Here is a 25,182-nt window from a genome sequence, read left to right as displayed (position 1 = left end):
TTTAAGATGGGAATAAGGAGCTTGCCCAATTGGGAGGATACTATTGAATAGGATGGACGGGAGGTAAAGTTATGAAGCTAAGGCATGCAGGGCAGGCAGCTGTTCTATTATTCGCATTTACGTTCTTCATGGCCGGATGCGGAAATGTCGGTGATCAGCGTACGCCGGAGGAATGGCTTTCTTTATCTTATTCGGGTCTTGCCGCAACAGATCAATACGCTTTTACAGGATCAATGAGCATCAAGACGGAAGATGGTTTGGCATTTAAACCTGAAACCTTCGAAGGTAAGGTTGTTGATCATCAGCAATTGACGCTGCAGACGAATAGTGAGGACCCTCTGCACTGGAATCCGGTACAGGTTCTTGAAGCGCTTAATCAATCAAACGAAAATGTGCGTATAGCGAGCAGTAGCGCCGATCCGGAGACGATCACGCTAGTCATAAAGGAGACTGCTGAGGTCTCTAAGGAAAGATGGAGAGAACGGCTTCTCAAGCAGCTTGATCTGCTTGGAGCAAATAGACCGGAAGAGAACCGCCCGTATCTCAAAGAATGGACAGAGGAATTTACGCGATCCCGCAATCAGTTAGAGGGTATGCTCGCTTCGCTGCAGGCAGACACGGAATATGAGCTGGTGATTGACCGTGATCGCATGCTTCCGTTGAAAATGGAGGAGAAGACCTCCTTTCGTTACAAGAATGATCAAAAGCCTTATTCGGAAACGAGATACACCACGGTCCGCTTTCAGTCGTTTAATGGCGCATCGAGCGAGACTGTTCAGCAGAAGCGAAAACATGTTACGATAGATTAGTTCATGGTTGAAAGCGAGATGGAGCAGTAGTTTAGAAGGAGGAGTTATCGACATGCGCGATCCAAGATTGCAGAAGCTGGCTCAAAATTTAGTCGAATATTCAATCGATGTCCAGCCGGGTGAAAATGTTTTGCTTGACATGATTGGTTCCGACCGAGAATTGACAAAATGCCTCATAGAAGAGGTTGCCAAGCGAGGCGGCAGGCCTTTTGTAGAAACGAGTGATCGATCCGTTCTTCGCACCTTGCTGAAGCATGCCTCTAAGGAGCAAATGGAGCTTTGGTCAGCGCTTGATTTAGAACGGATGAAAAATATGCAAGGTTACATCGCCGTTCGTGCAGGAGACAATGTGAATGAGCTTGCAGGCGTGCCCGAAGCGAATATGCGGCTATACGATCAAATTTACAGAAACCCTATACATACGGAGCAGCGCGTTAAAAAAACGAAATGGGTCGTTTTGCGTTACCCGAATGCATCGATGGCACAACTTGCCAATATGAGCACGGAAGCATTTGAGGATTTCTATTTCGATGTATGTAATTTGGATTATTCCAAAATGGATAAAGCAATGGATCCGCTTCAGGCGCTTATGCAAAAAACGGATCGTGTCCGCATCGTTTCACCGGGTACGGATTTAAGCTTCTCAATTAAAAACATCGGAGCGAAAAAATGCTCAGGTCATCGCAATATCCCCGACGGCGAAGTGTTCTCGGCACCGGTTCGTAATTCTGTGCAGGGCAAGATTACTTATAATGCGCCCAGCGTCTATTCTGGCGTAACGTTTCAGAATATTGCGCTTACGTTTGAAAACGGGAAAATCGTGAAGGCAGAAAGTAATGACACGGCCCGTCTTAACGAGATTTTAGACATGGACGAGGGAGCTCGTTATATTGGAGAGTTTGCAATCGGCTTTAATCCGCATATTTTGCATCCCATGAATGATATTTTATTTGATGAGAAAATTGCGGGCAGCCTGCATTTTACGCCCGGCCAAGCTTACGAGGAAACGGATAACGGCAACAGGTCCGCAGTCCACTGGGATTTAGTGTTAATTCAGCGTCCCGAGTACGGCGGCGGAGAAATTTATTTCGATGATGTGCTTATTCGTAAAGATGGCGTTTTCGTAATTCCCGAGCTGGAAGGATTAAATGCAGAAAATCTAAAATAAGTAATGATTAATCATTGATTTCCTTTGTAATAAATGGAAAATAAAGCGTTTTTCATTTTACCTCTTGCTGGATACTCTTTTTCAGGTTATCATGGTGACAAAGGTAAGCTTTACTAATTTAACTGGAGGGATTTCCCATGTCTAACAACGCAGCTATCGTAGAAATTTCCCAAACGGCTAGCCAATTCACTTCGTCCATCGTACTGCAAGCCGAGAGCAAATATATCGATGTAAAAAGCATCCTCGGACTCTTCACAACATTGGTAGGCGGACATGCGTACGAATTGCATGTACATGGTCCTGATGCTGAAGAAGCAAAAACAGCTATGGCTAATGTATTTGCTAAGCATAACCTGAACGTCAACGTTATTACGGATTAGTAGGATCATAAAGTTCCCAAATGAGCACCTCTTCATTTTTGAAGGGGTGCTTTTCTGTTTTGACCTTGTATAATCCCTCTTTTTCGTCTAATATAAAGGGTATAGAAGACGGCGGATACGCGCACAGGGGGGAAAACGATGTCTTCACCGGAAATTACGGTACAATTGCATGAGAAAGCGCTTCGTCTCCTTCAGGAAGATGCGAGTAAAATAGAAAAACTAATCGAAGTTCAGATGGAAAATTTGACTACACGTCAATGTCCACTGTACGAAGAAGTGCTGGATACGCAAATGTATGGATTCTCGCGAGAGGTTGACTTTGCTGTTCGCGCAGGACTCATTGCTGAGATGGCAGGCAAGGAAATAGTAAGTAGGCTAGAGAGAAATTTAGCTATGTTATACGAAGCGTTGGAAAAAAAAGAGTAGACTCCTAATGGAGACTACTCTTTTTTGTTTGTTTTTTTGTTCACATCGGCTGACTATACTAGGTAGAAGGCAATGCCTAGGATGACATAAACCATTAAAAGCAGTACGCCTTCGTACCAGTTCGTCTGACCGTCACGCGATACGGATTTGGCGATAAAAACGGATACGCCAATTGCGGTCAATTCAATTGGCGTAAATACGATATCCATCGTGTTGCCGAAGAACGCACTGATGAGGATGAGCACGGGCGCTACGAACAATGCGATCTGCAGACTACTCCCGATGGCAATCTCGACGGCCGCGCCGATCTTATTTTTCATTGCCAATATGACAGCTGCACTATGCTCTGCGGCATTACCGACAATCGCGATGACAAATGCACCTATAAACAGCTCAGATAGTCCAAATTGCGCGCTGAACGCGTCAAGGGTATGTACGAGCCATTCACTCACAAAAGCCACCATGACGGTTGCCAGAAGAAGGAAGGATATGGACTTCCCTTTGGACCAAGCCGGCTCCTCGCCGTGATCGGCGTTCATAACCTCATCAGAAAGCATATCCTTGTGGGTAACCATGGAGAATATTAGCCACAAGATATAAGAGACAATCAGGATACCAGCAACCGCAAGACTCAGAAACTGATCTTTTTCAATCGTAAACTTCTCAGAGACGACGAATACGGCTGGCACGAACAGTCCGATAACGGCCATGACCATAAGCGTAGAGTTATGATCCGCCAGACGATTATTAAAGCGCTGCTCCTTGTACTTAAGTCCGCCAAGCAAAATACTTAATCCAAGTACGAGTAAAAGATTTCCGATAATCGCGCCAGTCAAGCTGGCCTTCACCATGGCGAATTGCTGCTCTTTTATCAGAAATATTGCGATAATGAGCTCTGCGGCGTTGCCGAAAGTTGCATTTAGAAAACCGCCAAGCCGTTGTCCGGCATAATGTGCGACACTCTCGGTAGCTTTACCGAGGAAGYCAGCCACAAAGATGATGGCGATTGCTGAAATGATGAACTGCAGCGTGTTGTTCCAATGGGCGAAATGCCCGATCGCACTAAGCAAAAACATAGTAATTAACCCAGAGAAAAACAATTTTTGGTTCATTCTGAACACCTCTTCACGATATGCTGAAAACCTGATAATACTATAGCGGAAATCAACAGTCATGTAAACTTTACCAAATGACAAATATTATACTGTAAATGTATTCTGAAATAGTAGGGTAATTAAGGAAATTTATTTCGGTAAAGATAAAGTGCATTAACAAAAGCTTTTTACGTCTCTACTTTGCTGTGATTATGTCCGTCTGCTATAATAAACCTATATGGCAAAATGAGGAGTGAGTCACATGACCGAAGAACTTCAAACAGGTCTTATCCGAATCTCTGATGATGTAGTAGCAACGATAGCTGGACTCGCAGCACTTGAAACACCGGGCATAGCGGCAATGTCAGGCGGCATTTCCGAAGGACTCGCTAAACGGTTGAGTGGAAAGAATGTGCAAAAGGGCGTTTCTGTTGAAGTAGGGACTACAGAGGCTGCGATTGATCTCCGTATCATCGTGCACTATGGTATTCCGATTCAAGAGGTTTGCCGTCAGCTTCAGCTGAACGTGCGTGAATCTGTTGAAAACATGACCGGCCTGCATGTCGTGGAAGTGAACGTGAAAGTGGAGGGCGTCGCCTTCAAAGAAGAAGAAATCGATGATTCGCAGCAGCAGCGCTTGAAGTAGACTAAAGCTCATATGCCTGCAACAAAAAGGACCTCTTACAAAGAAGAGGTCCTTTTTGTTGCAGCTGTGGTTCTGCTGTTATTGGCAGTATTCGAGCTTTTATTGTCAGCTTTGTTTGATTCTCTGGATATGCTTAGCAGGACCCCCATACACATAAGACAAACGAGCAGCGATGAGCCGCCATAGCTTATGAAAGGGAGGGTAACGCCTGTCATGGGTATGGCCTTCGTAACTCCGCCAATGTTAATAAAAGCTTGTGTCGCGATCAAGCCGACGATGCCGACACCAACAATGGTGCCATATTGATCGGGACAACGCAAAGCTACAATGAGACCGCGCCACAGAAATAGTAAATAAAAGAGCAGGAAAATCGAGCTGCCGATGAAGCCGAACTCCTCGCCAATGATCGAAAAAATAAAATCATTGTAGGCATATTTCAAATAATGCAGTTTCTGCACGCTCTCACCAAAGCCAGCTCCGGTTATACCTCCATGCCCGAGTGCTTGCAAAGAGGATACCATTTGCCATCCTGTGCCTTGCGCATCGGCAAGAGGATCGGTGAAGGCTGTGAATCGGTCGATCCGGTATTGCCATCCTTCGGGATTAGCTGCCATCCAGATTCCGATGACAGCCGCTGCAAGCAAAGCTACTGCGGAACCGGCTAAAAATAGATGCTTTAAATTCGCGCCTCCCGCCAAGATCATGATGGCTGCACACGTGGCTATTACCAAGCATGAGCCGAGATCGGGCTGCATCATGATCAGAGCGCATATAAAGCCGACAATGACAATGACAGGCATAAGGCCTTTTTTGAAATCGCGAAACTTCTCTTCCTTCTTGGAAATTAATGCGCCAAGGTACAAAATGAGTGCGAGCTTTGCAGGTTCAGTCGGTTGAATACCTAGTGAACCGATACCAAACCAGCTTCTAGCGCCATTAATGGACTCGCTCACAAAAGGAACGAGAATGAGCATGATGATAACAGGAATAAATAAAAGCATGAATGCTTTCTTATACACTTGATACCTCATGTTCATCATGAACAGCATAATCAAAGTACCAAGGCCAGCCCACATGAACTGGCGCTTAATAAAGTACAGTGAATCATCAAAGGATACTTTAGCGACGCTCGAGCTTGCGCTGAACACCATTACAAGTCCAAAGCCTAAGAGCAGAAGAGTCAAAATGAGAAGCAGAAAGTCCGGTCTTCCACGGCTGCCGTTCTGCGTGGCTTTCATGTGCCCACCGTTACGCTAGCAGTTGTTTCAATTGCTGTAGTCGTTGCGTAGCCGTGTTCATGATTGGCTGAGGGACCGGAGATTCATATTCAAGGCCATGCGGGAAAGTGGAGCGTCCGATGTAGACGGATTCAATAATAAGCACGGCATGCGGCGATTCAAGCTTGCCTTCGATTGCGCGTGTAGTAATTCTCAAGTAGTAATCGGAGCCGCTTGCGCGATCCTCTAGTTTCAAGTCGTATGTAGCGCGATAATATTCCCATTGCCAACGGACAAAACCGACTTTTTCAGCAGATTCGTCTAAATGGTCAAGTTCGCTTTTAACACCGTTTAAGCCGGTATTTTCAATAATCATGGTAGTTCCTCCCAAAGGTTTTGTGAAGCAAAACTGACTTCGTAAGCATATGCTTCCAATTCAAAAGACAGAGTTGTACATTCTTTCTCATGATAGTATGTTTCCCCAGCAAGCGCAACCCTTACTCCCTTCCCTAAGAGCGCTCAAAAGTGACATTTTGAAGAAATGTACGGTACGAGCGGATTCCATGCGACGTATGCTTCCTTAATAAGGCTTATTTCTGGTAAACTAGATGAAATGACTCTTGCGTTTGAAAGAGGAGACTTTCGGGAGAGAGCGACGCGCTGCCGAAGGTTAGTCTGGCTAGCGTTAATTCGTTTCAGRAAATGTTAGGAGGTTTGCGATTTGCAGACAGAGGATATCGTAGATCTTGCATTAAAGCAGTTGTTTCCAAAAATGATTAAGTGGCGCAGGCATCTCCACCAATATCCGGAGCTATCGTTCCATGAACGCGTAACGTCAAGCTGGATTGCCAGCCAATTAAGCGAGCTCGGTATTGAAGTGCGGACCGGAATTGGCGGTCATGGAATCATTGCAGTTATAAACGGCGATATGCCGGGTCCGGTTATTGCGTTAAGGGCGGATATCGATGCACTGCCAATACAGGATGAGAAAAAATGCGAGTACGCTTCCAAGGTGCCGAACGTTATGCATGCATGCGGTCACGATGCCCATACGGCTACTATGCTTGGAATCGCAACCTATTATGCTGCTAATCGGGCGGGGCTTAGCGGTGAACGCAGGTTATTGTTCCAGCCAGCAGAGGAAGTCACGCCTGGCGGAGCAAAGCCAATGATAGAGGATGGCGCGCTTGATGGCGTAGATGTCATCTATGGCGTACATTTATGGACACCGCTCGACTATGGGTTAGTTGCGTCCAAGCCTGGACCATTCATGGCTGCTGCGGATGAGTTCGTCATCGATATTATTGGGCGGGGCGGTCACGGAGGATTGCCGCATCAAGCCGTTGATGCTATTCTGATCGGCACGGATCTCGTTCAATCCGTTCAATCGATTGTCAGCCGAAATGTGAACCCGCTTCACCCGGCAGTCGTAACGATCGGTTCATTTCAAGCAGGAACTACAAACAACGTGATTGCGGAGCGCTGCCGACTGAAGGGAACAGTCAGATCGTTTGATGAGAAGACAAGAATGATGATCCACGCTCGATTGGAGACGCTGGTGACGCATGTCTGCCAAATGCACGGCGCAGCGTTCGACTATCAAATGAGAATCGGATATCCGCCAGTCGTGAATGACGAAGAGGAAGCCGCACGTTTCTTCAAAGTTGGAGAGTCGTTGTTTGGCGAATCTGCCGTCGTTCGCTCAGAGGCGATTACCGTTGCTGAGGATTTCTCGTATTATTTGGAGAAAGTACCCGGCTGCTTTATGTTCGTAGGAGCGGGCAATGAGAGCAGCGGCGCAACTTATGCCCATCATCATCCGAAGTTCGATATCGATGAGAAAGCGATGCAGCGTGCAGCTAGGCTTCTGATTGAAATGGCCGAGGAATACGCAAGCAGCAAGGGGTCAAAGGTTTAAGCGCAGCTGTTCGAATATTGTAATGAATATGGGAATAAAAGGATCATTGATTATAAGTATCTAACAAAAAATGCTGCCCTTTGCGATTCTGATCGCAATCGGGCAGCATTTTTTTTGTTATGGAAGTCTTTTCGCTAATTATCCTCCCAGACGGATACTAGCTCGTTATATTGATTGTAAAGCTCAGCAGGATCGGACTGCTTGTTGTTCCAGATATTTGTTGCTCCCCATTGGAGTAAGTTCAAATCCGAGCTGATTGTCTCATCGGCAGAGGAGATGAGCACCTTTTGCTGTGCGTCCAAAACGTACGCCCCAAACGGATAGGTTTGATTGCCGCGGACACTAATAAGCTTCCAGCCATTTATGTCGATGGCTTCATTGGTCGTATTCGTTATGGTAACAAGCTCAGCTTGTTTGTCTACCTCGATAATAATGCCGCTTCTTGCTGCTTTCTTAACGGGGAATTCGGTATGATTGCTTTCAGAAACGATGCTCCACAGACCCTTTTTTGCTTGCTTGGCTTGCTGCTCAAGCTGTTTGTATGCGTTTTCCATCTTGACGTTAGGTTCAACGATGAGAACCTTCGCAAGTCCATTTTCCAGCAGCAGCTCGTTCAGTATCCGGCCGTCCTTAAGCTCCACAATGGCTAACGTGCGCTCGAATCGATCCTTCTGCTCCTTGTCAAAGGTAAGCCTTATCTCTTGTGATTCGGATAAAAGCTCTTGCGTAAAATCGGAAGCTTCGGGACCAAAAGCCTCAGGCTCGCTGTTTGGGCTTTGAATTTCCGGCGTATCCACATAAAGCAGTCGAACCGTCGTTTCATCGGATCCAGTCTTGATTTTGAAGGTGTCTCCATCAATAAAGCCTGTTACTTGATACCATTGGTTCGTTTGAATTACGTTCGAGGAAAGTTCGGAAATGGCCGAACAGCCGGCTAGCGGCATGCAAATGAGCATGAGGAGAATGATTATAATTCTTTTCATAGATGTGGTACCTCCAGCCCAAAATGCGGTCATAATAAGAACTTCTTATTACTATAACACATTTCGCATTATAAAATCGCGCGGATATTGCAGCTATTCAAGCATAAAAAAGTGTTAATTTTTGCATACTGTCTAGAGGAGCATTCTGTCCGGAACAGTGCGAACGTTGAAGGTTTGCTTACAAACCTTAGGAATATGCTTACGATGCGGGTTTGTTCCACAAACCTTTGATTATGCTTACGATGCGGGTTTGTTCCACAAACCTTTGATTATGCTTACGATGCGGGTTTGTTCCACAAACCTTTGATTATGCTTACGATGCGGGTTTGTTCCACAAACCTTTGAGGAGGAGAATGATGCACGATCTTAAGGATAGACCAGTAATTGTTCAATCGGATCTATTGGTGCTGCTTGATGAGCGCAAGCAGGATGCAAAGCAAGCTAGAGAGAAGCTCGTTCTCTTCATGGATGCCGTTCGGAGAGCCGGAGCTATCCATACTTACCGAATGACACCATTAACGCTATGGAATGCAGCGGCAACCGGAATATCAGCGGATGATATCGTGGGCTGGCTTACCGCATACAGCCGATATGAGCTGCCATTTCAGGCAGAAGCCCGAATTAGGAAGCTGGTCGGCAGGTATGGCAAGCTTTGGTTGTCGAACGATTCTGAAAGTCTGATTTTACACGGTGATGAAATGATTATGGACGAGCTGTCCGGGCTGGCAAGTATTATGGACCATGTATCTGTTCGTTTGACACGCGGATCGTGGAAACTTAATGAAGAATGCCGTGGCTCATTGAAACAGGAGCTGACACGTCTTGGATACCCCGTGATTGATTTGGCTGGCTATCATGCCGGCGAGGCACTTGAGGTTGAGCTTAGAAAACGTACGCTACGGGATCGTCTGTTTGAATTAAGGGACTATCAGCATTCAGCGGTAGAGCATTTCTATAAGGAAGGATCTGTTCAAGGGGGCAGCGGAGTAATCGTATTGCCCTGCGGAGCGGGTAAAACCATTGTCGGCATTGCGGCATTGGCGCGTTTGGGTAGGGCGACGCTCATTCTTACGTCAAATTCTACTTCAGTTAAACAATGGAAGGATGAACTGCTGGACAAAACATCCTTGCAGGATTCAGATGTTGGACAATATTGCGGTACGTTGAAGCAGGTACGGCCTGTTACGGTAGCTACCTACAATATTTTGACGCATCGAAAATCGAAGGATATGCCGTTCACGCACATGAAGCTGTTCACTGAACGGGATTGGGGTCTCATTATTTATGATGAAGTGCATTTACTTCCGGCGCCTGTGTTTCGAATGACGGCCGACATACAGGCTACAAGACGGCTGGGCTTAACCGCAACGCTCGTACGAGAAGATGGCTGCGCAGAGGATGTGTATTCCTTGATCGGACCTAAGCAATTTGACATGCAATGGAAAACTGCAGAAGCCGGTTCTCATATTGCGGCTGTGTCCTGTACGGAAATTAAAGTACCCCTACATAAAAATATGTCAGCTTTGTACGCGCAGGCAAGTGCTAGAGCCAAGCTTCGCATGGCTGCTGAAAATCCCGAAAAATATGCGATCGTGAAGCAGCTGCTGCAGGAGCATGAGGGTAAACCTACTCTGATTATTGGACAGTATTTGAATCAGCTGAACGAGCTGTCGGCAAAGTTACAGGTACCATTGCTTACAGGCGAAGTGCCTCAACAGGAGAGGCAAAAGTTGTATGACCGCTTTAAAGAAGGAGATCTATCTGTGCTTATCGTATCGAAGGTAGCGAATTTTGCCGTTGATTTACCTGATGCGGCTGTCGCGATCCAGCTGTCCGGCAGCTTCGGCTCCCGGCAGGAAGAGGCGCAGCGGATCGGAAGATTGTTAAGACCGAAGAGCGGAAACAATCAAGCCTGGTTTTATACGATTGTAACGGACCAAACAAAAGAAACAGAATTTGCGATGAAAAGGCAGCTGTTCATGCTCGAACAAGGCTACCATTATGAGAGGGTTAGCGTTCCTTGCGACGAGGACAAGCATGAGGAGGCTGCAGCTCTATGAGAATAAAACAGCTGCTTGGTAAGCTTTCCTCTGAACGACTGGAAAGTTTTATGCAAGCATCAGTGTGGCATTCAGCGCGTAATAAGGGGCTTACTTGGGAGCAAGCAGCCGTAGATCACGAGAGTATCCAAGAAGCGGCTGCAAGACTGACGCCGCATGCTTCTGAAGTGATAAAAGAATTTGTACGTCATTTCGCAGCCGTCCCAATCGAAGGCGAACAGCTAATTCGGAAGCTGCGAAAGTGCACCTCTTTATCCGGCGCGGAATGTCAGCTTGGAGTCGCTGAGCTGGCAGATGCGGGCATCTTATTCTCTGTACAAAAAATATGGGGAGAGAACCTTTATTTTTTACCAGTGGAATGCTTCATGGGTTGGCAGAAGGTATTTTTCCCATACAAACCCGAGCAGCTAACATCCTTTGAGCGGGAAAGACTAATGAATGGGGCTATGCGTCCCTTTTGTCGGCCGTTTAGCAGGCAGCTCCTTAGCGCATTCGCTGTACTAGGGCTAAGCGGATTAGGACTTACATTAAACGGTACGCTTCCCAAAAAAACAGTGAGTAAGCTGATTCAGTCAGTTGATTTAGAGGAGCGTTGGTTAAAATCATTCGAATTAAAATGGTCTCATGCCGATGCTTATCCTTTGCAAGCAGCCTTCATTCTTGAAGCGGCATCCGCACTTGGTTTGCTCACGGTAGAAAAAGGATCACTCAAGTGGAATGAAGCCAAACTTCATCAATGGCTTAAGCTCGAAAATGCAGCGCGGGAAAAACAATTAATGGATTGGTGTCTAGCACTGTTGCTGCCATCAGGGATTGGTAATGCTCATATGGCTGCGTCCATGATGGGCCTGCAGTCGGGGCAATGGCATTCAAAGAGCAGCATAGATTTATGGTTCGATGATCTACATGCTGCCACAGCCCCAGGCAAGGATGCTAACGGCCAAAGCGTCACTGCAAATAGCAAATGGTGCGAATTATGGCATAGCATGGGCTGGATTGACCTTGTCGATTGCGAGCATGCAAATGGAAATGAGCTTTTCTTCAGATGGAATTCAGCTGCGCCTTGGCACGCTCGGGAGCAAGAGCGAACAACGGAGCATCCATCTTATGTTACCGTCCAGCCTAACGGAGAAATGATCGTAGAGTCAGAGTGCCCATTTTGGATACGGTGGGAGCTGGAACTGCTTGCGGAACGGAAATCGGATGAGCAGGTTACGGTATATCAGCTGGAAGCCGCAGCAGTTTCCCGGGCTTTGGAGCAGGGAAGGTCGCTTGCGTCTATTCAAAGCTTTCTTCGGGAGGCTTCGGGTGCGCAGATGCTGCCGTCTACTGTAGAGGTTCTACTGGATGCATGGACAAGCCGTGCTTGTCGTACTTCTTTCGCAGAGGTGGCTCTGCTTCGTTGTGATAACGCTGAGATGGCTGCGATTATTGAGAGTGATGTGAAAATTGCTCCATTTCTGAAACAAAAGCTTGGTTCCTTAGATTTTATAGTGGAACAAGGACAAATCAGCGAGATCAGACGTTTGCTGCAAAAAGCAGGCTACCCTGCGCGTAAATCGGTTGAATCCGAAACCTCGCGCGATGAGAACGCAGCCATCTCATTCCCAATAATTAATGGGGAACAGGGCCATCATAATGAACAGCAGTCAATTGAAGCAACGAAAACAGAACCATCTTATTTTATTTATGAAGCATTTCCCCTTCAACATTTTGAGCTCAATAATCAAGCTGGGAAGGAAAAGCTTCAATCCTGGTCACAGCGGGATCGAGTACCTTCCATGTGGATAAAGCAGCTCCGTACGTATCACCATTCCACAAGAAGAGAGCTCATTGAGCAGGCTCTGCAATGGCAAACTCCCATTCAGCTGCGGATGAAGCAGGAGCTGCGCTCATTTGTGCCTGAAAAGCTTGAGCTTCATGATGAAGGATGGGCCGTCGTCGGATTGCTTCGAGATGAGCTTCAGCTACAAACAATCCGGCTCACTCCTGATATGTGGGAAGAAATGCGCCTCATCATTCCAGGTCAAGAAAGCCCAATATAATCTCTATCTATTGGTAAAGCGAATATGATATGATAGTCTTGAATGAAGCAATTGAAATGAGGTGGATGAATGCCAACTGCTGAAGGTTTAACGGCTATTCAGTTGGAGCAACCGCAAGGCGGCGTTTCTTCTCTCGATATGGCGTCGCTGCTGCTCTGTGCCTATGAACTAGGAGATTGGATTAATCAATCGGCGGAAGTAGCCGATTATCTATATTGGAAGAATGCTGTGAACGAGGACGATGAAGTCAAGCAAATGACGAAGCGTTTCGCGAAGGCTAAGGAACTGTTTGTAGAATGTGAGCGATTTGGTCGCTTTCATCCGGATTATAACGAAGCAAAGGACAAAGTGAAGCAAATCGAGCGGGAGCTGAGCGGTATCGAGAGCGTTCGTCGCTTTAAACTTGCCGAGCAGGCCGTAGATGAAATGCTTTATGATGTTTCTCGCACGATCGCGGAGTCCGTTTCGGACAATATTAAAGTGCCTGGCAATGAAAAGGCTGCGGGCGGCGGCAGCTGTGGAAGCGGCGGCTCATGCAGCTGCGGAAGCGGCGGATGCAGCTAAGTTAGATGTTAGGTACGGTTAAGGGCATGTTTACGAAGCAGGTTTGCAGAGCAAACCTCAGCATAGGCTAATGAGTCAGGTTTGTAGAGCAAACCTTTTAGGAGGGAAAAGATGCTACCGGAACGAACGGGTTATATCGTATGGGTAAGTGATTTGAAAGCAGCGCGATCACTGGAGAGGTTCGGGACGGTTCATTATATGTCACGCAAGATGCATTACGTGGTGATGTATATGAATGCGGAACGCTCTGAAGAGGCTGTGCGGCAGATGGGTAAGCTTTCTTACGTTCGCAAGATAGAACGTTCGTACCGCAATGAGATCAAAACCGAATACAGCAAAGACAGTGAAGATAAAACAAGGTTTTACAGCCTGTAAGCAAGTTAAGCTGCTGATGCTTTAACAGGCGGCATTAGCTTATCTACACTTCGTAATTGTAATCGTATATATTCGCATGAAAAAAAGACGCTTCTCCGTGTCGATTAACGCCGAGAAGCGTCTTTTTTTACAACAAATTAACCAATAACTTACAAAAATGGTCGGACTTTAATTTATTGTTGTAATCTCGGACAATCATGATAGAATGGAATTAAATTCATAGTATAAAAGCCCTGGGTCCTAGGAAGGAGTAAGATGCGCAGTGAAAGATAAAATGACGAGAAGATGGAGTACATATGAGTCGTTTTATATTGATCTAGGTGATAAGAAAGTAGCGGATATCGTCATCACAAACCATGCCAAAAGCCGTTGGCTGGACCGGATTGAAAGTGAGAAAACCGGGTTTGAAGATATTGCTGAATTTCTATGGGAATGCTTAAAGCAGGGACGCATCGAGCCGTACTATCGCAACGAGCAAGATGTTTATTTAATTGATGACGATCTGGTCTTTGTTGCTGAATTTGCTGAATCACTGACGGAAACGGATATTACAGGAGTTCCCTTACATAAAATGATCATAGTAACCTTCCTTGGACGAATGTCTGAGACCATTGAGCTTAGAGATCTAAAGTCCTATTATTCATGGCTTCGCCATTCTAGGCGAATGACTCTCGTTAAGAGCAGCAGAAAACGCAAATAAGGCATTATAACTATATAAACCGTATCGGAGCATGCAATCTAAAAAAGATTGCATGCTTTTTTTGTTGAGGTTGTAAGAATCTGTACAAGGTTTGTAGTATAATAAGCACCAGAAGAAAGGATGATCGATCATGGCGCTTAATTTTCATCAGCTTCACATTTTCTGCACGGTTGCAGAACGTGGCAGTTTCTCCGCTGCGGCGCAATCTTTACATATGACTCAGCCTGCCGTAACGATGCAAGTACAGTCGTTGGAAGATTATTTTGGCACAAAGCTGCTTCAGCGGTCTACGAAACGAATTGAGCTGACGGAAGCGGGAAGGGCATTAATGCCTTACGCCCAGCGGAGCATCGATTTAATCAGAGATACAGATCAGGCGATGTCTGCGTTCACAAAGCAATTAAAGGGCCGATTGCAGCTCGGTTCCAGCTTGACGATAGGGGAGTATATTTTACCGCGGCTGCTAGGACCGTTCGGGCAGGAATATCCGCATATCTCGATTAGCATGAAAGTTATGAATACATCACAAATAATGGAAGATATTTTAAACCACCAGCTTAATTTCGGATTGATCGAGGCTCCGGTTAACCATCCTGACATGCATATGGAAGCCGTCATGAGCGATGAACTCAGGCTCATCGTATCCAAATCACATCCGCTAGCAGACCGAGCTTCTGTTACCTTAGAGGAAGCCATGGCCTTCCCGTTCGTCCTGCGCGAGCAGGGTTCGGGAACTAGGCTTGTGATGGAGGAGCAGCTTAGAAATAAAAATATAGATCCTGCTTCTATGAAAATCGTCATGGAGCTTGGCAGCACAGGCGCCGTGAAATCGGCTGTTGAAGCAGGCTTAGGCATATCGTTTGTCTCGTCCTCGTCCGTTAAGCATGAGGTTGCGCTCGATTTAATAAGAATGATCAAGGTATCAGACTCGAAGTTTCAGCGGCAGTTCTATTCGATCTATCTGAAATCGGCTATATTGCCGATATCCGCCGTAACATTCTTGTCGTTTTTGAGAGAGAGGGATTTGCAGCAATGGCTATAGCGCATGGACTTGCTGATCTGCATACACACACGACTGCATCGGATGGCATGCACAGCCCTGCTGAAAACGTCAAGTTGGCAAAAGAAGCTGGCCTTTCCGCGATTGCGATCACTGATCATGATACGGTCGCGGGAGTAGCAGAAGCGCTGTTAGAAGGCGAGAAACTCGGTGTTATTGTCGTGCCGGGAGTTGAGGTGAGTACGGTTGCTGCGGGTACGGATATTCATATTCTAGGTTATTACACGAATAACGACGACGAAAAATGGCTCTCGAGACTCGCAAGCTTGCGCGGTGTAAGAGATCAACGAAATGAAATGATTGTCGACAAGCTGAATGAGCTGGGTATATCCCTAACGATGGATGATGTGCTCGCGGCTGCTCATGGAGACCGTACGATAGATTCATTAAGGTCGGCTGCCGTCAGCATCGGTCGTCCGCATATTGCTGCGGCGCTTATCCACAAAGGTGCTGTATCGAATATGAAGGAAGCCTTTGACCGTTATTTAGCTGCGGGTGCCGCGGCTTATGTCAATCCACCAAGGCTAAATCCGTTTGAGGCGATTGACTGGATTCAGGAAGCTGGAGGCACAAGCGTTATTGCGCATCCTGGATTATACAACAACGATTCTTTAGTGGAAGAGATCATACGCTACGGCGCCCAGGGCATTGAGGTGTATCATTCCGATCATGGACAAGAGCAAGAGCGCAGATATGCGGAGCTTGCAGCCAGTTATCAATTGATAGCTACGGGGGGATCGGATTTTCATGGCTCGCGGCAGGGTATAGTTTTTCATGGTGCAGTAGGCAGTCGTACGGTAAGTGTTGACGTACTGCAGGCGCTTCTGCCTTCATGGAGGAGAGCGCGGAATGACATCTAGGCTTTATACAATTAAGGAAGTATCTCAGCGTACAGGCGTATCCACACAGCTTATTCGCAAATGGGAAGAGCGCTACGCAGCCGTAAAACCTGAGAGAATGACGAATGGCTATCGCGGTTATTCGAAGCAGGATATCGATACGCTGCTCTGGCTGAAAGGACAGGTTGATGAAGGCGTTCCGATCGGAATGGCTGTTCTGGAATGGAAAAATGGCCTTGAAGCAGCTGCCGCGGAAGCGGATGTTGAGAGTAGGGATACTGATGGACAGCATCAAACGGGACGTCAGCAAGAGCTTTACATACCGGTTTCTCCGGATTGGAGCAAGCCGATAGATTACCTGCTGCAATGCTTTATGCATTTGGATCTCAGCAATGCGCAGCGATTTTACGAGCAGCTGCTCACCATGTATCATTTGGAGCATCTTCTTTTAAATATTTTAGAACCGACGCTTGTTGAGCTTGGAGAGCGCTTAGAGCGTGGAGACATATCAGAGTACCAAGAGCATTTCGGGAGCCATTTCATTCGTGATAAAGTGCTAGCGATTCGCAGCTTGTTTCGGCCTAACGACGATAGCCCGCTGCTGGTGACGGCATGCGGTCCGGGCGAGCGCCATGAGCTCGGTATTCTGTTCATTGGTTTTTTTGCACAGCAGGAGGGCTTTCGCGTAGTCTACCTCGGAAGCTGGCCTTCAGAAAAAGGGATTTTCGATTGTTTGGCTGAGGTAAAGCCGGCATCCTTTACGTTCAGCTTTTCCACCGCGGAGCGTTTGGAGTCAGCGCAAGCATTCTTGCTTAAGCTTGACCGAATGATTCAAGAGAGTCAGTTAACGACTAAAGTGTTTATTGGCGGAAGAGCGGTTTATGAAGATGGATTACTCTCCGGAGCGGAGCATGTGTTTCTGGTTACGGGGGACGGCAAGCGCTGCATCGAAAAAATAAAAACACGGCTTCTTATTCCTTAAGAATAAGAGACCGTGTTTTTGCTTTTGAGAGAAGTGTTTCAGAAAACTTCGGGTCTATTTCATCACGCAAGCAAGCGATTTTATCCGCTGCTCGTCCGGTGTAATAAACAATGTTTTCTGGTTGTCATAGATAACGAAACCGGGCTTAGCGCCGCTAGGCTTACGGACATGTCGTATGGTCGTATAATCGACTGGTATGGAGCTGGAATCGCGAGCCTGGCTGTAATGGGCAGATAGCATGGCTGCCTCCTCAAGCGTAGCGTTTCCAAAGTCTCCGCCCCGTATGACGACATGTGAGCCTGGAATATCTTTTGTATGCAGCCATGTATCTGAAGGCGACGCAAGCCGATTCGTCAAATACTCGTTTTGTGTGTTGTTTTTGCCGACGTAGATCGTGGCCCCCTCGGAGGACGTGTAACAAAGCAAGGAAGGCTTGAGCGTTTTTTTCTTTTTTGGTCCACGCCGGCCGCGCTCTTTCATGTAGCCCTGCTCCACGAGCTCATCACGAATCTCCCCGATATCGCCAAGAGAAGCGTTATCGACCTGCTGCAGCAAGGATTCAAAATATTGAATTTCAGTACGTGCGATGTCCATCTGCTCAGCGACGATGGACAAGCTGTTTTTGTGTTTAGTATAACGTCGGAAATAGCGCTGGGCATTGTCTGAAGGCGTCAGATGCGGATCAAGCTCAATGGTAACCGAACTTTGTTCTTCATCATAAAAATTGATTAGCTCAATGGTAGTATCCCCGCGCTTCATTTGATGCATGTAAGCGGTGAGGAGCTCGCCGAGTACTCTGTATTTCTCAGCATCCTTGGCTTCTACGAGCGTATCCTCAAGCTTTTTAATTTTTGTGACGTTTTTTGCTTTCTCATTTTGAACGAATCGGATGAGATCCGCTGCGCGTTGTTTTACGGTATCGCGCTCGGCTTTATTGCCGTAAAAGCCTTCAAGACAAGCGCTGACATCCGCGAAAAATTCGGCTTCACCCTCGATATGCGTAAGCTCCGTGACAGAGAAAAAAGATTTTCCTGTGTCCGGATTTGTTTTGATCATAGGCGTGTACTGCTCATTCTTCACTTGCTGGATAAAGCTGGAGAAGCTGCTCCATACCTGTTCCAAACTTTGTGGTAAGCCTTCTTCTAATGATTCTTCGCCAGCCTGTGCGCGGTATACTAGCTCCTTCGCGATTAAGGGGCTGAAGCCGCTCAACTTATCAACTAGTCTCTTATGCATAGGCGAAGTTTCATCCGTATCGCTCAGCGCATTCAAAAACGCCTGTTCGGTATCAAGTTCCAGCGGATCAATCTTTCCTTGCTCTGGAGGCGGGGTGTAGCTGCTGCCAGGCAATACGATACGGTGGCTGCTAATGGCAGGTGTAACATGATGAATACCGTCAAGAATCATCCCAGTAGCTTTGTCCATCAAAATAATATTGCTGTGGCGGCCCATAATCTCGATAACAATCGTTTTGTTCGACAAATCGCCGAGCTCGTCCCGATGCTTGACTTCGATATGGATAATACGCTCTCGCCCGATTTGCCTAATGGACTCAATGACGCCACCCTCGCAATGCTTCCGAAGCAGCATGCAGAACATAGGAGCTTCCATCGGATTGACGTAAGTGCCTGTTGTCCAGTGGACGCGGGGATAGGTGGGGTTAGCAGATAGAAGCAGCTTGCCCTGCATGCCGGCACCCCGAATGCTGAAAATGAGTTCATGATTGGTAGGCTGATGAATTTTATGTATACGCGCGCCAACGCAGCGCTGCAGGTCTTGCGTAATTGCATGGGTGACGATACCGTCTAATGCCATGGTGTGTGTTCCTCGCTTCCTTGGTCTGTCTTTCTCTATCATGCCATAGTTGAGCCAAAAACTTAAGTCCTTTAAGGGATATTTTATGGGCTGTCCGAATACATTTACCCTAGAAGGCTGTCCGAAGGGCTGGCGTCGTGTCTGCTTGGCTCGGCATATTACGGGAGGGAGTTATACCATGGAACAAATGAAATGGCATCAAATGGGGACAAGTGAGCTGGTTGACAAATTAGTCAGCTCCCYGGTTCAAGGGCTGACGACGTCGGAAGCGGCGCAGCGGCTGGAGAAGAACGGACGTAACGAATTGACGGAGGGCAAACGCGTTTCGCCGATTTTGTTGTTCCTCAATCAATTTAAAGATTTTATGGTGCTTGTACTAATGGGTGCGACTTTAATTTCAGGCTTGCTGGGCGAATATTTGGACGCCATTACGATTGTTGCTATTATTTGTATTAATGCGGTTCTCGGTTTCGTGCAGGAATTTCGGGCGGAACGCTCCTTGCGGGCGCTTAAAGAGCTCTCTGCGCCAACGGCCAAGGTTTTCAGGGGCGGGGAGCTGTTATCCGTTCCTGCCAAAGAGCTGGTTGCAGGCGATCTTATTTATTTGGAGAGCGGGGACCGGATACCGGCAGATGTGCGGCTTCTCGAAGCAAACAGCTGTTATGTTGAGGAATCGGCTTTGACAGGGGAATCGGTACCCGTTGGCAAGCATGCCGCAGCGATCGCGGAGGATGATCTGCCCCTTGGCGACCAGAGAAATATGGGCTTCATGGGCACGATGCTCACGAGGGGAACAGCAAAGGCTGTGGTCATCCGGACGGGCATGGAAACGGAAATGGGCAAAATCGCGGGTCTTATTCAACAAACGGAATCGATGGAAACACCGTTGCAGCATCGTTTAGAGCAGCTTGGAAAAATTTTGATCGTGGTAGCGATAGGCTTGACGGTTATGGTTGTTGTTGCTGGGATTTTGCACGGCCAGCCTCCATACGGCATGTTCCTTGCCGGCGTCAGCTTGGCAGTAGCCGCAATTCCAGAGGGGCTGCCTGCAATTGTAACCATCGCTCTCGCGCTTGGCGTACAGCGAATGATTAAACGAAAAGCAATCGTCCGCAAGCTGCCGTCCGTAGAGACACTCGGCTGCGCATCGGTTATTTGCTCGGACAAAACGGGCACGCTGACGCAAAATAAAATGACGGTTACCCATGTATGGATAGGCGGCAGGCAGCTTGAGGTAAGCGGCGAAGGCTATGATCCGACGGGTGCCATTTATGAAGCTGGCAATGCTCTTGATATCAAACACGATCAATCGATCAAGCGGCTCCTTCAGGTAAGCGCTCTGTGTAATAACGCTCAAATCGTAAAGGTGGAATCAGCCGAAACAGGCAAACGAAAGAGCAAGGAAGTGCAAGAGGAATGGGTGCTTAAGGGAGATCCGACGGAAGGGGCATTGGCAGTGCTTGCTGCCAAGCTTGGTTCCTCGGCCAAATCGCTTGAGCCGTTATATAAACGCGAGAAAGAGTTTCCGTTTGATTCAGAGCGTAAGCGGATGTCGGTTGTGGTGGCTCATCAAGGGGGACGTCTGATTTGTACAAAAGGAGCTCCTGATTTACTGATGGACCACTGCTCCTACGTGCTTTGGGAGGGCAAGGTCGTGCCTTTTACCTCAACACTCAAGCGGAAATGCGCCGAGGCAGGCGAGCTTATGGCACAGTCGGCTCTCCGCGTGCTCGGACTTGCTTATCGCGATTTGCGAGCTAGTGATGCTTGCGAGACAGAAGCGGATGCGGAATGCCAGCTTGTGTTTGTTGGCTTGACGGGAATGATCGATCCGCCGCGCCGCGAGGTGAAGGAAGCTATCGCGACCTGCAGACGTGCGGGGATCAAGACGGTAATGATTACAGGGGACCATCAATTAACAGCGGAAGCCATTGCAGGCCAGCTGGGCATTATGCCGCGCGGCGGTATTGCCATGAGCGGCAGACAGCTTGAGGCTATGGACGATGAGCAGCTTGACCGCCTCGTTGATAATATTTATGTGTATGCAAGGGTATCCCCCGAGCATAAATTACGAATCGTTAAAGCACTTCAGCGCCAAGGGCATGTCGTTGCGATGACGGGCGATGGCGTGAATGATGCTCCCGCGATCAAGGCAGCAGATATCGGTATCGCTATGGGGATTACCGGTACGGATGTATCGAAGGAAGCCTCCGCGCTTGTTCTAAGCGACGACAATTTTTCTACTATTGTGGCCGCAATAGAAGAAGGACGAGGCATATACGAGAACATTCGTAAGTTTATCCGTTATCTATTGGCGTCGAACGTTGGGGAAATACTCGTCATGTTCCTCGCGATGATGGCGGGGCTTCCGCTTCCGCTGGTGCCGATTCAAATTTTATGGGTCAACCTTGTCACAGACGGCTTGCCAGCAATGGCACTCGGTATAGATCAGGCAGAGAAGGATTTAATGCAGCAAAAACCGCGCTCTGGGAAGGAAAGCATCTTCTCGCGCAGACTCGGCTGGAAAATTATTAGCCGCGGTATCTTAATCGGCGTTTGTACGCTCGGGGCTTTCTGGATCACCCTGCACGATGCGCCCGGCAGCGCTGCACAGCTGATGAAAGCTCAGACTGTGGCATTCGCTACCCTCGTCATGGCACAGCTCATTCACGTATTCGACTGCAGGAGCTCGCGCTCGATTTTCCACCGAAATCCGTTTCAAAATAAATATTTGGTGCTGGCCGTGCTTTCGTCGCTGCTGCTTATGATCGGCGTGCTTTATATTGAAGCATTGCAGCCGATATTCAAAACGGTCCCGCTTAACTTCCGTGAATGGTGCCTTGTATTTGTAGCAGCAGGAATCCCTACTTTCCTAATGGGGATTGGGAGCGTGCTTGGCACTTCGAAGAAAAACAAGACCAAAACGAAGTGGCCGATCGGCCCGCAAACCGCGGCTAGATAACAGAAAAATACAAATGATAGAACAAATTATGAATAGCCTTTCTCCTTGCTTTGCGGTATGCTATTAGGAATAAATAATAGCAAGATCATACCTAGTGATGTAGCAAGGAGAGGGCAAACAGATGAATTTTACAAAAATGAACGGTTTAGGCAATGATTTCGTAGTAATCGCAGGTGAACAGCAGCTGCCAGCAGACGCAGCCGATTTGGCTGTCCGACTATGCAACCGATTTTTTGGAATCGGAGCAGACGGTCTTGTCTACATTCTTCCTTCGGAAATCGCGGATTTCCGTATGCGGATTATTAATTCCGACGGCTCGGAGGCTGAACAATGCGGCAATGCTATTCGCTGCGTGGCCAAATATGTTTACGATAATGGTTTAACCGATAAAGAAGAAATTACGATAGAGACACTTGGCGCCGGAGCTCAGAAGGTACAGCTTACTGTAGACAATGGCGAGGTTTCCTCTGTACGCGTCGATATGGGCGAGCCGATTTTGAATGGCCTGCAGGTTCCGACTACCATTGACGCTGAACGTGTAATCGAGCATCCAATCGAGGTGGACGGCCGCGAATTCCGTTTCACGGCAGTATCCATGGGTAATCCGCACTGCGTCATTTATGTAGACGATGCCGTGAATTTTGATCTGAACACATGGGGGCCAAAGCTTGAAACGCACCCGTTATTTCCACGTAAAATCAATGTTGAATTCGTGACGGTAAACTCCCGTTCGCAAACGGATATGCGTGTTTGGGAACGCGGCGCGGGTCCTACCTTGGCATGCGGTACCGGTGCTTGCGCAACGGTTGTCGCGTCCGTATTGAACGGATCAACGGATCGCACGGCTACGGTATCGCTTAAAGGTGGAGATCTTCTGATTGAATGGAATGAATCCGATAATCACGTTTATATGACTGGTCCAGCAGCGGTATCGTTCCGCGGATCGCTATAAGAGCAACGTAAGATGGGTGGTATGAATATAATGAAACCGGATTTGAGGGAAGCGCTCCAGCAGCGTATCTTGACCGGGGACGGCGCGATGGGAACCTATCTATATCAGATGGGGTTCCCTGTCGGCGTTTCTTATGAGGAATTCAATACGATTCGTCCCGATGTGATTGAAAATATCCACCGCCGCTACTATGAAGCAGGGGCGCGCGTCATCGAGACGAATACGTTTTCGGCCAATTTAGAGAAGTTATCCAAATACGGCTTAGAGAGTGATATGGATGCGATTAACCGTGCAGGCGTGCGCGCTGCCCGTGGTGCAATCGGCCCGGATGCCTACGTAGTAGGCGCGGTCGGCTCTATCCGGGATGGGAAGCTGAAAAATTTGCGTACGGCAAAAGTAATCGAAGCCTATCAGCGTCAAATGCACGCACTGCTCGATGAGGGCGTTGACGGTTTGCTGCTGGAAACGTTTTATGACCTGGATGAAATGCTTCTAGCTCTTCGTATAGCAAGAGCAGCTTCGAATGTTCCTGTCATTTGCCAGTTCGCGGTGGAGGATGTTGGCCGTACGCAGGATGGCAATGGCATGAAGGGCGCTTTTGATCAGCTGCAAGCAGAAGGCGCCGACGTGGTTGGCTTTAACTGCCGTAGCGGTCCTAACGGCATCATGAGAGCGATGGATTCCATAGCAGGCCCTGTAGGATTGCCGCTATCGGTTTACCCGAATGCCGGTATACCGGATTATATCGATGGTAAATATACGTACTCGGCAGGCCCGGAGTATTTTGCTGAAACAGCCCAGCGCTTTGCAGACCGCGGTGCCCGCTTGATCGGCGGCTGCTGCGGCACGACGCCTGAGCATATTAAAGCAATTGCTGCTGCGCTCGACGGCTATATTCCGCAATTCGGACAAGCATCTGCCCCTTTGGCAGCGGTTCATAGGATTGTCGTAAAGCCGGTTGAGAAATCGGTTGAACCTGTATCTGCACCGAAGCAGTCCGTCATACAGGAGCCGTCTATTGTTGATTTAGTACAGAAGCGCCATACAGTGATCGTAGAGCTGGATCCGCCTCGTGATTTGGATATTCGCAAATTCATGGACGGCGCTGCCGCATTGAAGGAAGCAAAGGCGGATGCGGTTACGATGGCCGATAATTCCCTTGCCGTTACACGAATGAGCAACATAGCGCTTGCCGCGCTTGTACAGGAAAAGGTCGGCATTCGTCCGCTTGTGCATATTGCATGCCGTGACCGCAACCTGATCGGGACGCAATCTCACATGATGGGGTTAGATGCTCTCGATATTGATCATGTGCTTGCAGTTACTGGCGATCCTGCCCGTTTCGGAGATTTGCCGGATTCCAGCTCCGTTTATGATCTAACGTCCTTTGAGATGATTCGAATGATCAAGCAGTTGAACGATGGGACGGCCTTCTCCGGTAAGCCGCTCAAGCAAAAGGCCAAGTTTGTTGTTGGTGCTGCCTTTAATCCGAATGTTAAGCATTTGGACAAAGCCGTTCAGAGGCTCGAACGCAAAATCACATCAGGCGCGGACTATATTATGACGCAGCCTGTCTATGATCCAAGCCTTATTGAAAGAATAGCGGAAGCAACCAAGCATCTATCGGTTCCGGTATTTATTGGAATCATGCCGCTTGCCAGCGGACGCAACGCTGAATATCTTCATAATGAGGTTCCGGGCATTCAGCTTTCTGACGAGGTACGAGCCAGAATGTCTGGACTCGAAGGAGAAGTGGGCCGTGCAGAGGGCGTGAAAATTGCCAAGGAGCTGCTTGATGCCGCTTTACCGCATTTTAAAGGCATATATTTAATAACGCCGTTTATGTTCTACGATATGGGCGTTCAGCTCACGCAATACGTATGGCAGAAGACAGAGCGTAAGTAGCCAAATAGCGTAGAATGGATGCGAAAAACAGCCTTTTTTGCTTGTTTTCGCATTTTCGCTTGTTCGTTTACGGAAAATCAATTAAAATAAAGCATGGATACAGTTGCCACACTTACACGGCATGGCATGGACAGGCTGCTGGAAACCGGTAACGGTAGATGCTTTAGTCTACAAAGAGAAGTATGCACGGCACTTTTTTCGTCAACAATAGTGCAGTAGTTCTGTCGGTATTTGGCAAGAACGCAAACTTGTCGTATTCACATTCATTAAATATAAACATGC

At 47.7% G+C, this 25,182-nt stretch carries 22 protein-coding genes; 17 read left to right on the top strand and 5 right to left on the bottom strand.

Annotation, left to right across the window (positions count from 1 at the left end; genetic code table 11):
- Positions 1–71: 71 nt before the first annotated feature.
- The 4 genes from AC1DLI_RS15110 to AC1DLI_RS15095 all read left to right on the top strand — a co-directional run bounded on the left by AC1DLI_RS15110 (position 72) and on the right by AC1DLI_RS15095 (position 2,783).
- Positions 72–809 (top strand): hypothetical protein, encoded by a 738-nt coding sequence (locus AC1DLI_RS15110; protein WP_477603874.1) that lies wholly within the window; start codon positions 72–74, stop codon positions 807–809.
- A gap of 52 nt (positions 810–861) precedes the next feature.
- A complete protein-coding gene (locus tag AC1DLI_RS15105; RefSeq protein ID WP_477603872.1) occupies positions 862–1,977 on the top strand; it encodes an aminopeptidase in 1,116 nt (371 codons plus the stop codon).
- Between the two features lie 137 nt (positions 1,978–2,114).
- Positions 2,115–2,357 (top strand): HPr family phosphocarrier protein, encoded by a 243-nt coding sequence (locus tag AC1DLI_RS15100; RefSeq protein ID WP_183561958.1) that lies wholly within the window; start codon positions 2,115–2,117, stop codon positions 2,355–2,357.
- A gap of 138 nt (positions 2,358–2,495) precedes the next feature.
- Positions 2,496–2,783 (top strand): Fpa/YlaN family protein, encoded by a 288-nt coding sequence (locus tag AC1DLI_RS15095; protein ID WP_183561955.1) that lies wholly within the window; start codon positions 2,496–2,498, stop codon positions 2,781–2,783.
- A 53-nt stretch (positions 2,784–2,836) separates the two neighbouring features.
- On the opposite strand, the gene cax is transcribed toward AC1DLI_RS15095, so the two are convergent.
- On the bottom strand, positions 2,837–3,895 hold the full coding sequence (gene cax / locus AC1DLI_RS15090) for a calcium/proton exchanger (RefSeq protein ID WP_477603869.1): 1,059 nt from the start codon (positions 3,893–3,895) through the stop codon (positions 2,837–2,839).
- Positions 3,896–4,139: 244 nt separating this feature from the next.
- Here cax and AC1DLI_RS15085 point away from each other — a divergent pair, with 244 nt between their 5' ends.
- The gene (locus AC1DLI_RS15085) at positions 4,140–4,523 is read left to right on the top strand and encodes an Asp23/Gls24 family envelope stress response protein (protein ID WP_308994652.1); all 384 of its coding nucleotides are present in this window, start codon (positions 4,140–4,142) and stop codon (positions 4,521–4,523) included.
- Positions 4,524–4,558: 35 nt separating this feature from the next.
- On the opposite strand, the gene ftsW is transcribed toward AC1DLI_RS15085, so the two are convergent.
- Positions 4,559–5,761, bottom strand: a complete 1,203-nt coding sequence (gene ftsW, locus AC1DLI_RS15080; RefSeq protein WP_477603866.1) for a putative lipid II flippase FtsW — start codon at positions 5,759–5,761, stop codon at positions 4,559–4,561.
- 10 nt (positions 5,762–5,771) lie between these two features.
- On the bottom strand, positions 5,772–6,116 hold the full coding sequence (locus AC1DLI_RS15075) for a YugN family protein (protein WP_183561949.1): 345 nt from the start codon (positions 6,114–6,116) through the stop codon (positions 5,772–5,774).
- Between the two features lie 345 nt (positions 6,117–6,461).
- Here AC1DLI_RS15075 and AC1DLI_RS15070 point away from each other — a divergent pair, with 345 nt between their 5' ends.
- A complete protein-coding gene (locus tag AC1DLI_RS15070; RefSeq protein ID WP_477603863.1) occupies positions 6,462–7,658 on the top strand; it encodes a M20 family metallopeptidase in 1,197 nt (398 codons plus the stop codon).
- 134 nt (positions 7,659–7,792) lie between these two features.
- On the opposite strand, the gene AC1DLI_RS15065 is transcribed toward AC1DLI_RS15070, so the two are convergent.
- Positions 7,793–8,641: a thermonuclease family protein gene (locus tag AC1DLI_RS15065; protein WP_477603861.1), complete on the bottom strand. Its 849-nt coding sequence runs from the start codon at positions 8,639–8,641 to the stop codon at positions 7,793–7,795.
- 356 nt (positions 8,642–8,997) lie between these two features.
- Here AC1DLI_RS15065 and AC1DLI_RS15060 point away from each other — a divergent pair, with 356 nt between their 5' ends.
- From AC1DLI_RS15060 to AC1DLI_RS15025, 8 genes are all read left to right on the top strand, one after another.
- Positions 8,998–10,701, top strand: a complete 1,704-nt coding sequence (locus tag AC1DLI_RS15060) for a DNA repair helicase XPB (protein ID WP_477603859.1) — start codon at positions 8,998–9,000, stop codon at positions 10,699–10,701.
- Positions 10,698–12,746 carry a helicase-associated domain-containing protein gene (locus AC1DLI_RS15055; RefSeq protein ID WP_477603857.1) on the top strand — a complete coding sequence of 683 codons (2,049 nt, stop codon included), beginning with the start codon at positions 10,698–10,700 and terminating at the stop codon, positions 12,744–12,746. The genes AC1DLI_RS15060 and AC1DLI_RS15055 overlap by 4 nt, the downstream gene beginning before the upstream one ends.
- Before the next feature lie 69 nt (positions 12,747–12,815).
- Positions 12,816–13,310, top strand: a complete 495-nt coding sequence (locus tag AC1DLI_RS15050) for a YlbF/YmcA family competence regulator (protein WP_477603855.1) — start codon at positions 12,816–12,818, stop codon at positions 13,308–13,310.
- Positions 13,311–13,421: 111 nt separating this feature from the next.
- Positions 13,422–13,685 (top strand): YlbG family protein, encoded by a 264-nt coding sequence (locus AC1DLI_RS15045; RefSeq protein WP_138751699.1) that lies wholly within the window; start codon positions 13,422–13,424, stop codon positions 13,683–13,685.
- 262 nt (positions 13,686–13,947) lie between these two features.
- Complete coding sequence (locus AC1DLI_RS15040) at positions 13,948–14,385, top strand: hypothetical protein (RefSeq protein WP_308994645.1); 438 nt, start codon at positions 13,948–13,950, stop codon at positions 14,383–14,385.
- A gap of 130 nt (positions 14,386–14,515) precedes the next feature.
- Entirely contained in the window at positions 14,516–15,427 is a 912-nt protein-coding gene (locus AC1DLI_RS15035) for a selenium metabolism-associated LysR family transcriptional regulator (protein WP_477603852.1), read from the top strand.
- Complete coding sequence (locus AC1DLI_RS15030) at positions 15,418–16,305, top strand: PHP domain-containing protein (protein ID WP_477603850.1); 888 nt, start codon at positions 15,418–15,420, stop codon at positions 16,303–16,305. The genes AC1DLI_RS15035 and AC1DLI_RS15030 overlap by 10 nt, the downstream gene beginning before the upstream one ends.
- The gene (locus tag AC1DLI_RS15025) at positions 16,295–17,266 is read left to right on the top strand and encodes a MerR family transcriptional regulator (RefSeq protein WP_477603848.1); all 972 of its coding nucleotides are present in this window, start codon (positions 16,295–16,297) and stop codon (positions 17,264–17,266) included. Before AC1DLI_RS15030 ends, AC1DLI_RS15025 begins: the two co-directional genes overlap by 11 nt.
- Positions 17,267–17,320: 54 nt before the next feature.
- On the opposite strand, the gene AC1DLI_RS15020 is transcribed toward AC1DLI_RS15025, so the two are convergent.
- Entirely contained in the window at positions 17,321–19,081 is a 1,761-nt protein-coding gene (locus tag AC1DLI_RS15020; RefSeq protein WP_477603846.1) for an Rqc2 family fibronectin-binding protein, read from the bottom strand.
- Positions 19,082–19,259: 178 nt separating this feature from the next.
- Here AC1DLI_RS15020 and AC1DLI_RS15015 point away from each other — a divergent pair, with 178 nt between their 5' ends.
- The 3 genes from AC1DLI_RS15015 (at position 19,260) to AC1DLI_RS15005 (ending at position 24,900) form a co-directional block, all read left to right on the top strand.
- Entirely contained in the window at positions 19,260–22,043 is a 2,784-nt protein-coding gene (locus tag AC1DLI_RS15015; protein WP_477603844.1) for a calcium-translocating P-type ATPase, SERCA-type, read from the top strand.
- 121 nt (positions 22,044–22,164) lie between these two features.
- A complete protein-coding gene (gene dapF / locus AC1DLI_RS15010; RefSeq protein ID WP_477603842.1) occupies positions 22,165–22,995 on the top strand; it encodes a diaminopimelate epimerase in 831 nt (276 codons plus the stop codon).
- A gap of 30 nt (positions 22,996–23,025) precedes the next feature.
- Positions 23,026–24,900 carry a bifunctional homocysteine S-methyltransferase/methylenetetrahydrofolate reductase gene (locus AC1DLI_RS15005; RefSeq protein WP_477603840.1) on the top strand — a complete coding sequence of 625 codons (1,875 nt, stop codon included), beginning with the start codon at positions 23,026–23,028 and terminating at the stop codon, positions 24,898–24,900.
- Positions 24,901–25,182: the final 282 nt, after the last annotated feature.

The sequence above is a fragment of the Paenibacillus sp. 01T443 genome, assembly GCF_056398325.1.
The sequence above is the reverse complement of the archived record's forward strand: the minus strand, read 5'-3'. Positions and strand labels throughout refer to the sequence as shown.

Coding starts and splice junctions, on each gene's coding strand:
- AC1DLI_RS15055 (WP_477603857.1), top strand. CDS start 10,698: ATGAGAATAAAACAGCTGCTTGGTAAGCTTTCCTCTGAACGACTGGAA.
- AC1DLI_RS15030 (WP_477603850.1), top strand. CDS start 15,418: ATGGCTATAGCGCATGGACTTGCTGATCTGCATACACACACGACTGCA.
- ftsW (WP_477603866.1), bottom strand. CDS start 5,761: ATGAAAGCCACGCAGAACGGCAGCCGTGGAAGACCGGACTTTCTGCTT.
- AC1DLI_RS15060 (WP_477603859.1), top strand. CDS start 8,998: ATGCACGATCTTAAGGATAGACCAGTAATTGTTCAATCGGATCTATTG.
- AC1DLI_RS15105 (WP_477603872.1), top strand. CDS start 862: ATGCGCGATCCAAGATTGCAGAAGCTGGCTCAAAATTTAGTCGAATAT.
- AC1DLI_RS15100 (WP_183561958.1), top strand. CDS start 2,115: ATGTCTAACAACGCAGCTATCGTAGAAATTTCCCAAACGGCTAGCCAA.
- AC1DLI_RS15025 (WP_477603848.1), top strand. CDS start 16,295: ATGACATCTAGGCTTTATACAATTAAGGAAGTATCTCAGCGTACAGGC.
- AC1DLI_RS15110 (WP_477603874.1), top strand. CDS start 72: ATGAAGCTAAGGCATGCAGGGCAGGCAGCTGTTCTATTATTCGCATTT.
- dapF (WP_477603842.1), top strand. CDS start 22,165: ATGAATTTTACAAAAATGAACGGTTTAGGCAATGATTTCGTAGTAATC.
- AC1DLI_RS15085 (WP_308994652.1), top strand. CDS start 4,140: ATGACCGAAGAACTTCAAACAGGTCTTATCCGAATCTCTGATGATGTA.
- AC1DLI_RS15045 (WP_138751699.1), top strand. CDS start 13,422: ATGCTACCGGAACGAACGGGTTATATCGTATGGGTAAGTGATTTGAAA.
- AC1DLI_RS15005 (WP_477603840.1), top strand. CDS start 23,026: ATGAAACCGGATTTGAGGGAAGCGCTCCAGCAGCGTATCTTGACCGGG.
- AC1DLI_RS15020 (WP_477603846.1), bottom strand. CDS start 19,081: ATGGCATTAGACGGTATCGTCACCCATGCAATTACGCAAGACCTGCAG.
- AC1DLI_RS15095 (WP_183561955.1), top strand. CDS start 2,496: ATGTCTTCACCGGAAATTACGGTACAATTGCATGAGAAAGCGCTTCGT.
- AC1DLI_RS15035 (WP_477603852.1), top strand. CDS start 14,516: ATGGCGCTTAATTTTCATCAGCTTCACATTTTCTGCACGGTTGCAGAA.
- AC1DLI_RS15065 (WP_477603861.1), bottom strand. CDS start 8,641: ATGAAAAGAATTATAATCATTCTCCTCATGCTCATTTGCATGCCGCTA.
- AC1DLI_RS15075 (WP_183561949.1), bottom strand. CDS start 6,116: ATGATTATTGAAAATACCGGCTTAAACGGTGTTAAAAGCGAACTTGAC.
- AC1DLI_RS15050 (WP_477603855.1), top strand. CDS start 12,816: ATGCCAACTGCTGAAGGTTTAACGGCTATTCAGTTGGAGCAACCGCAA.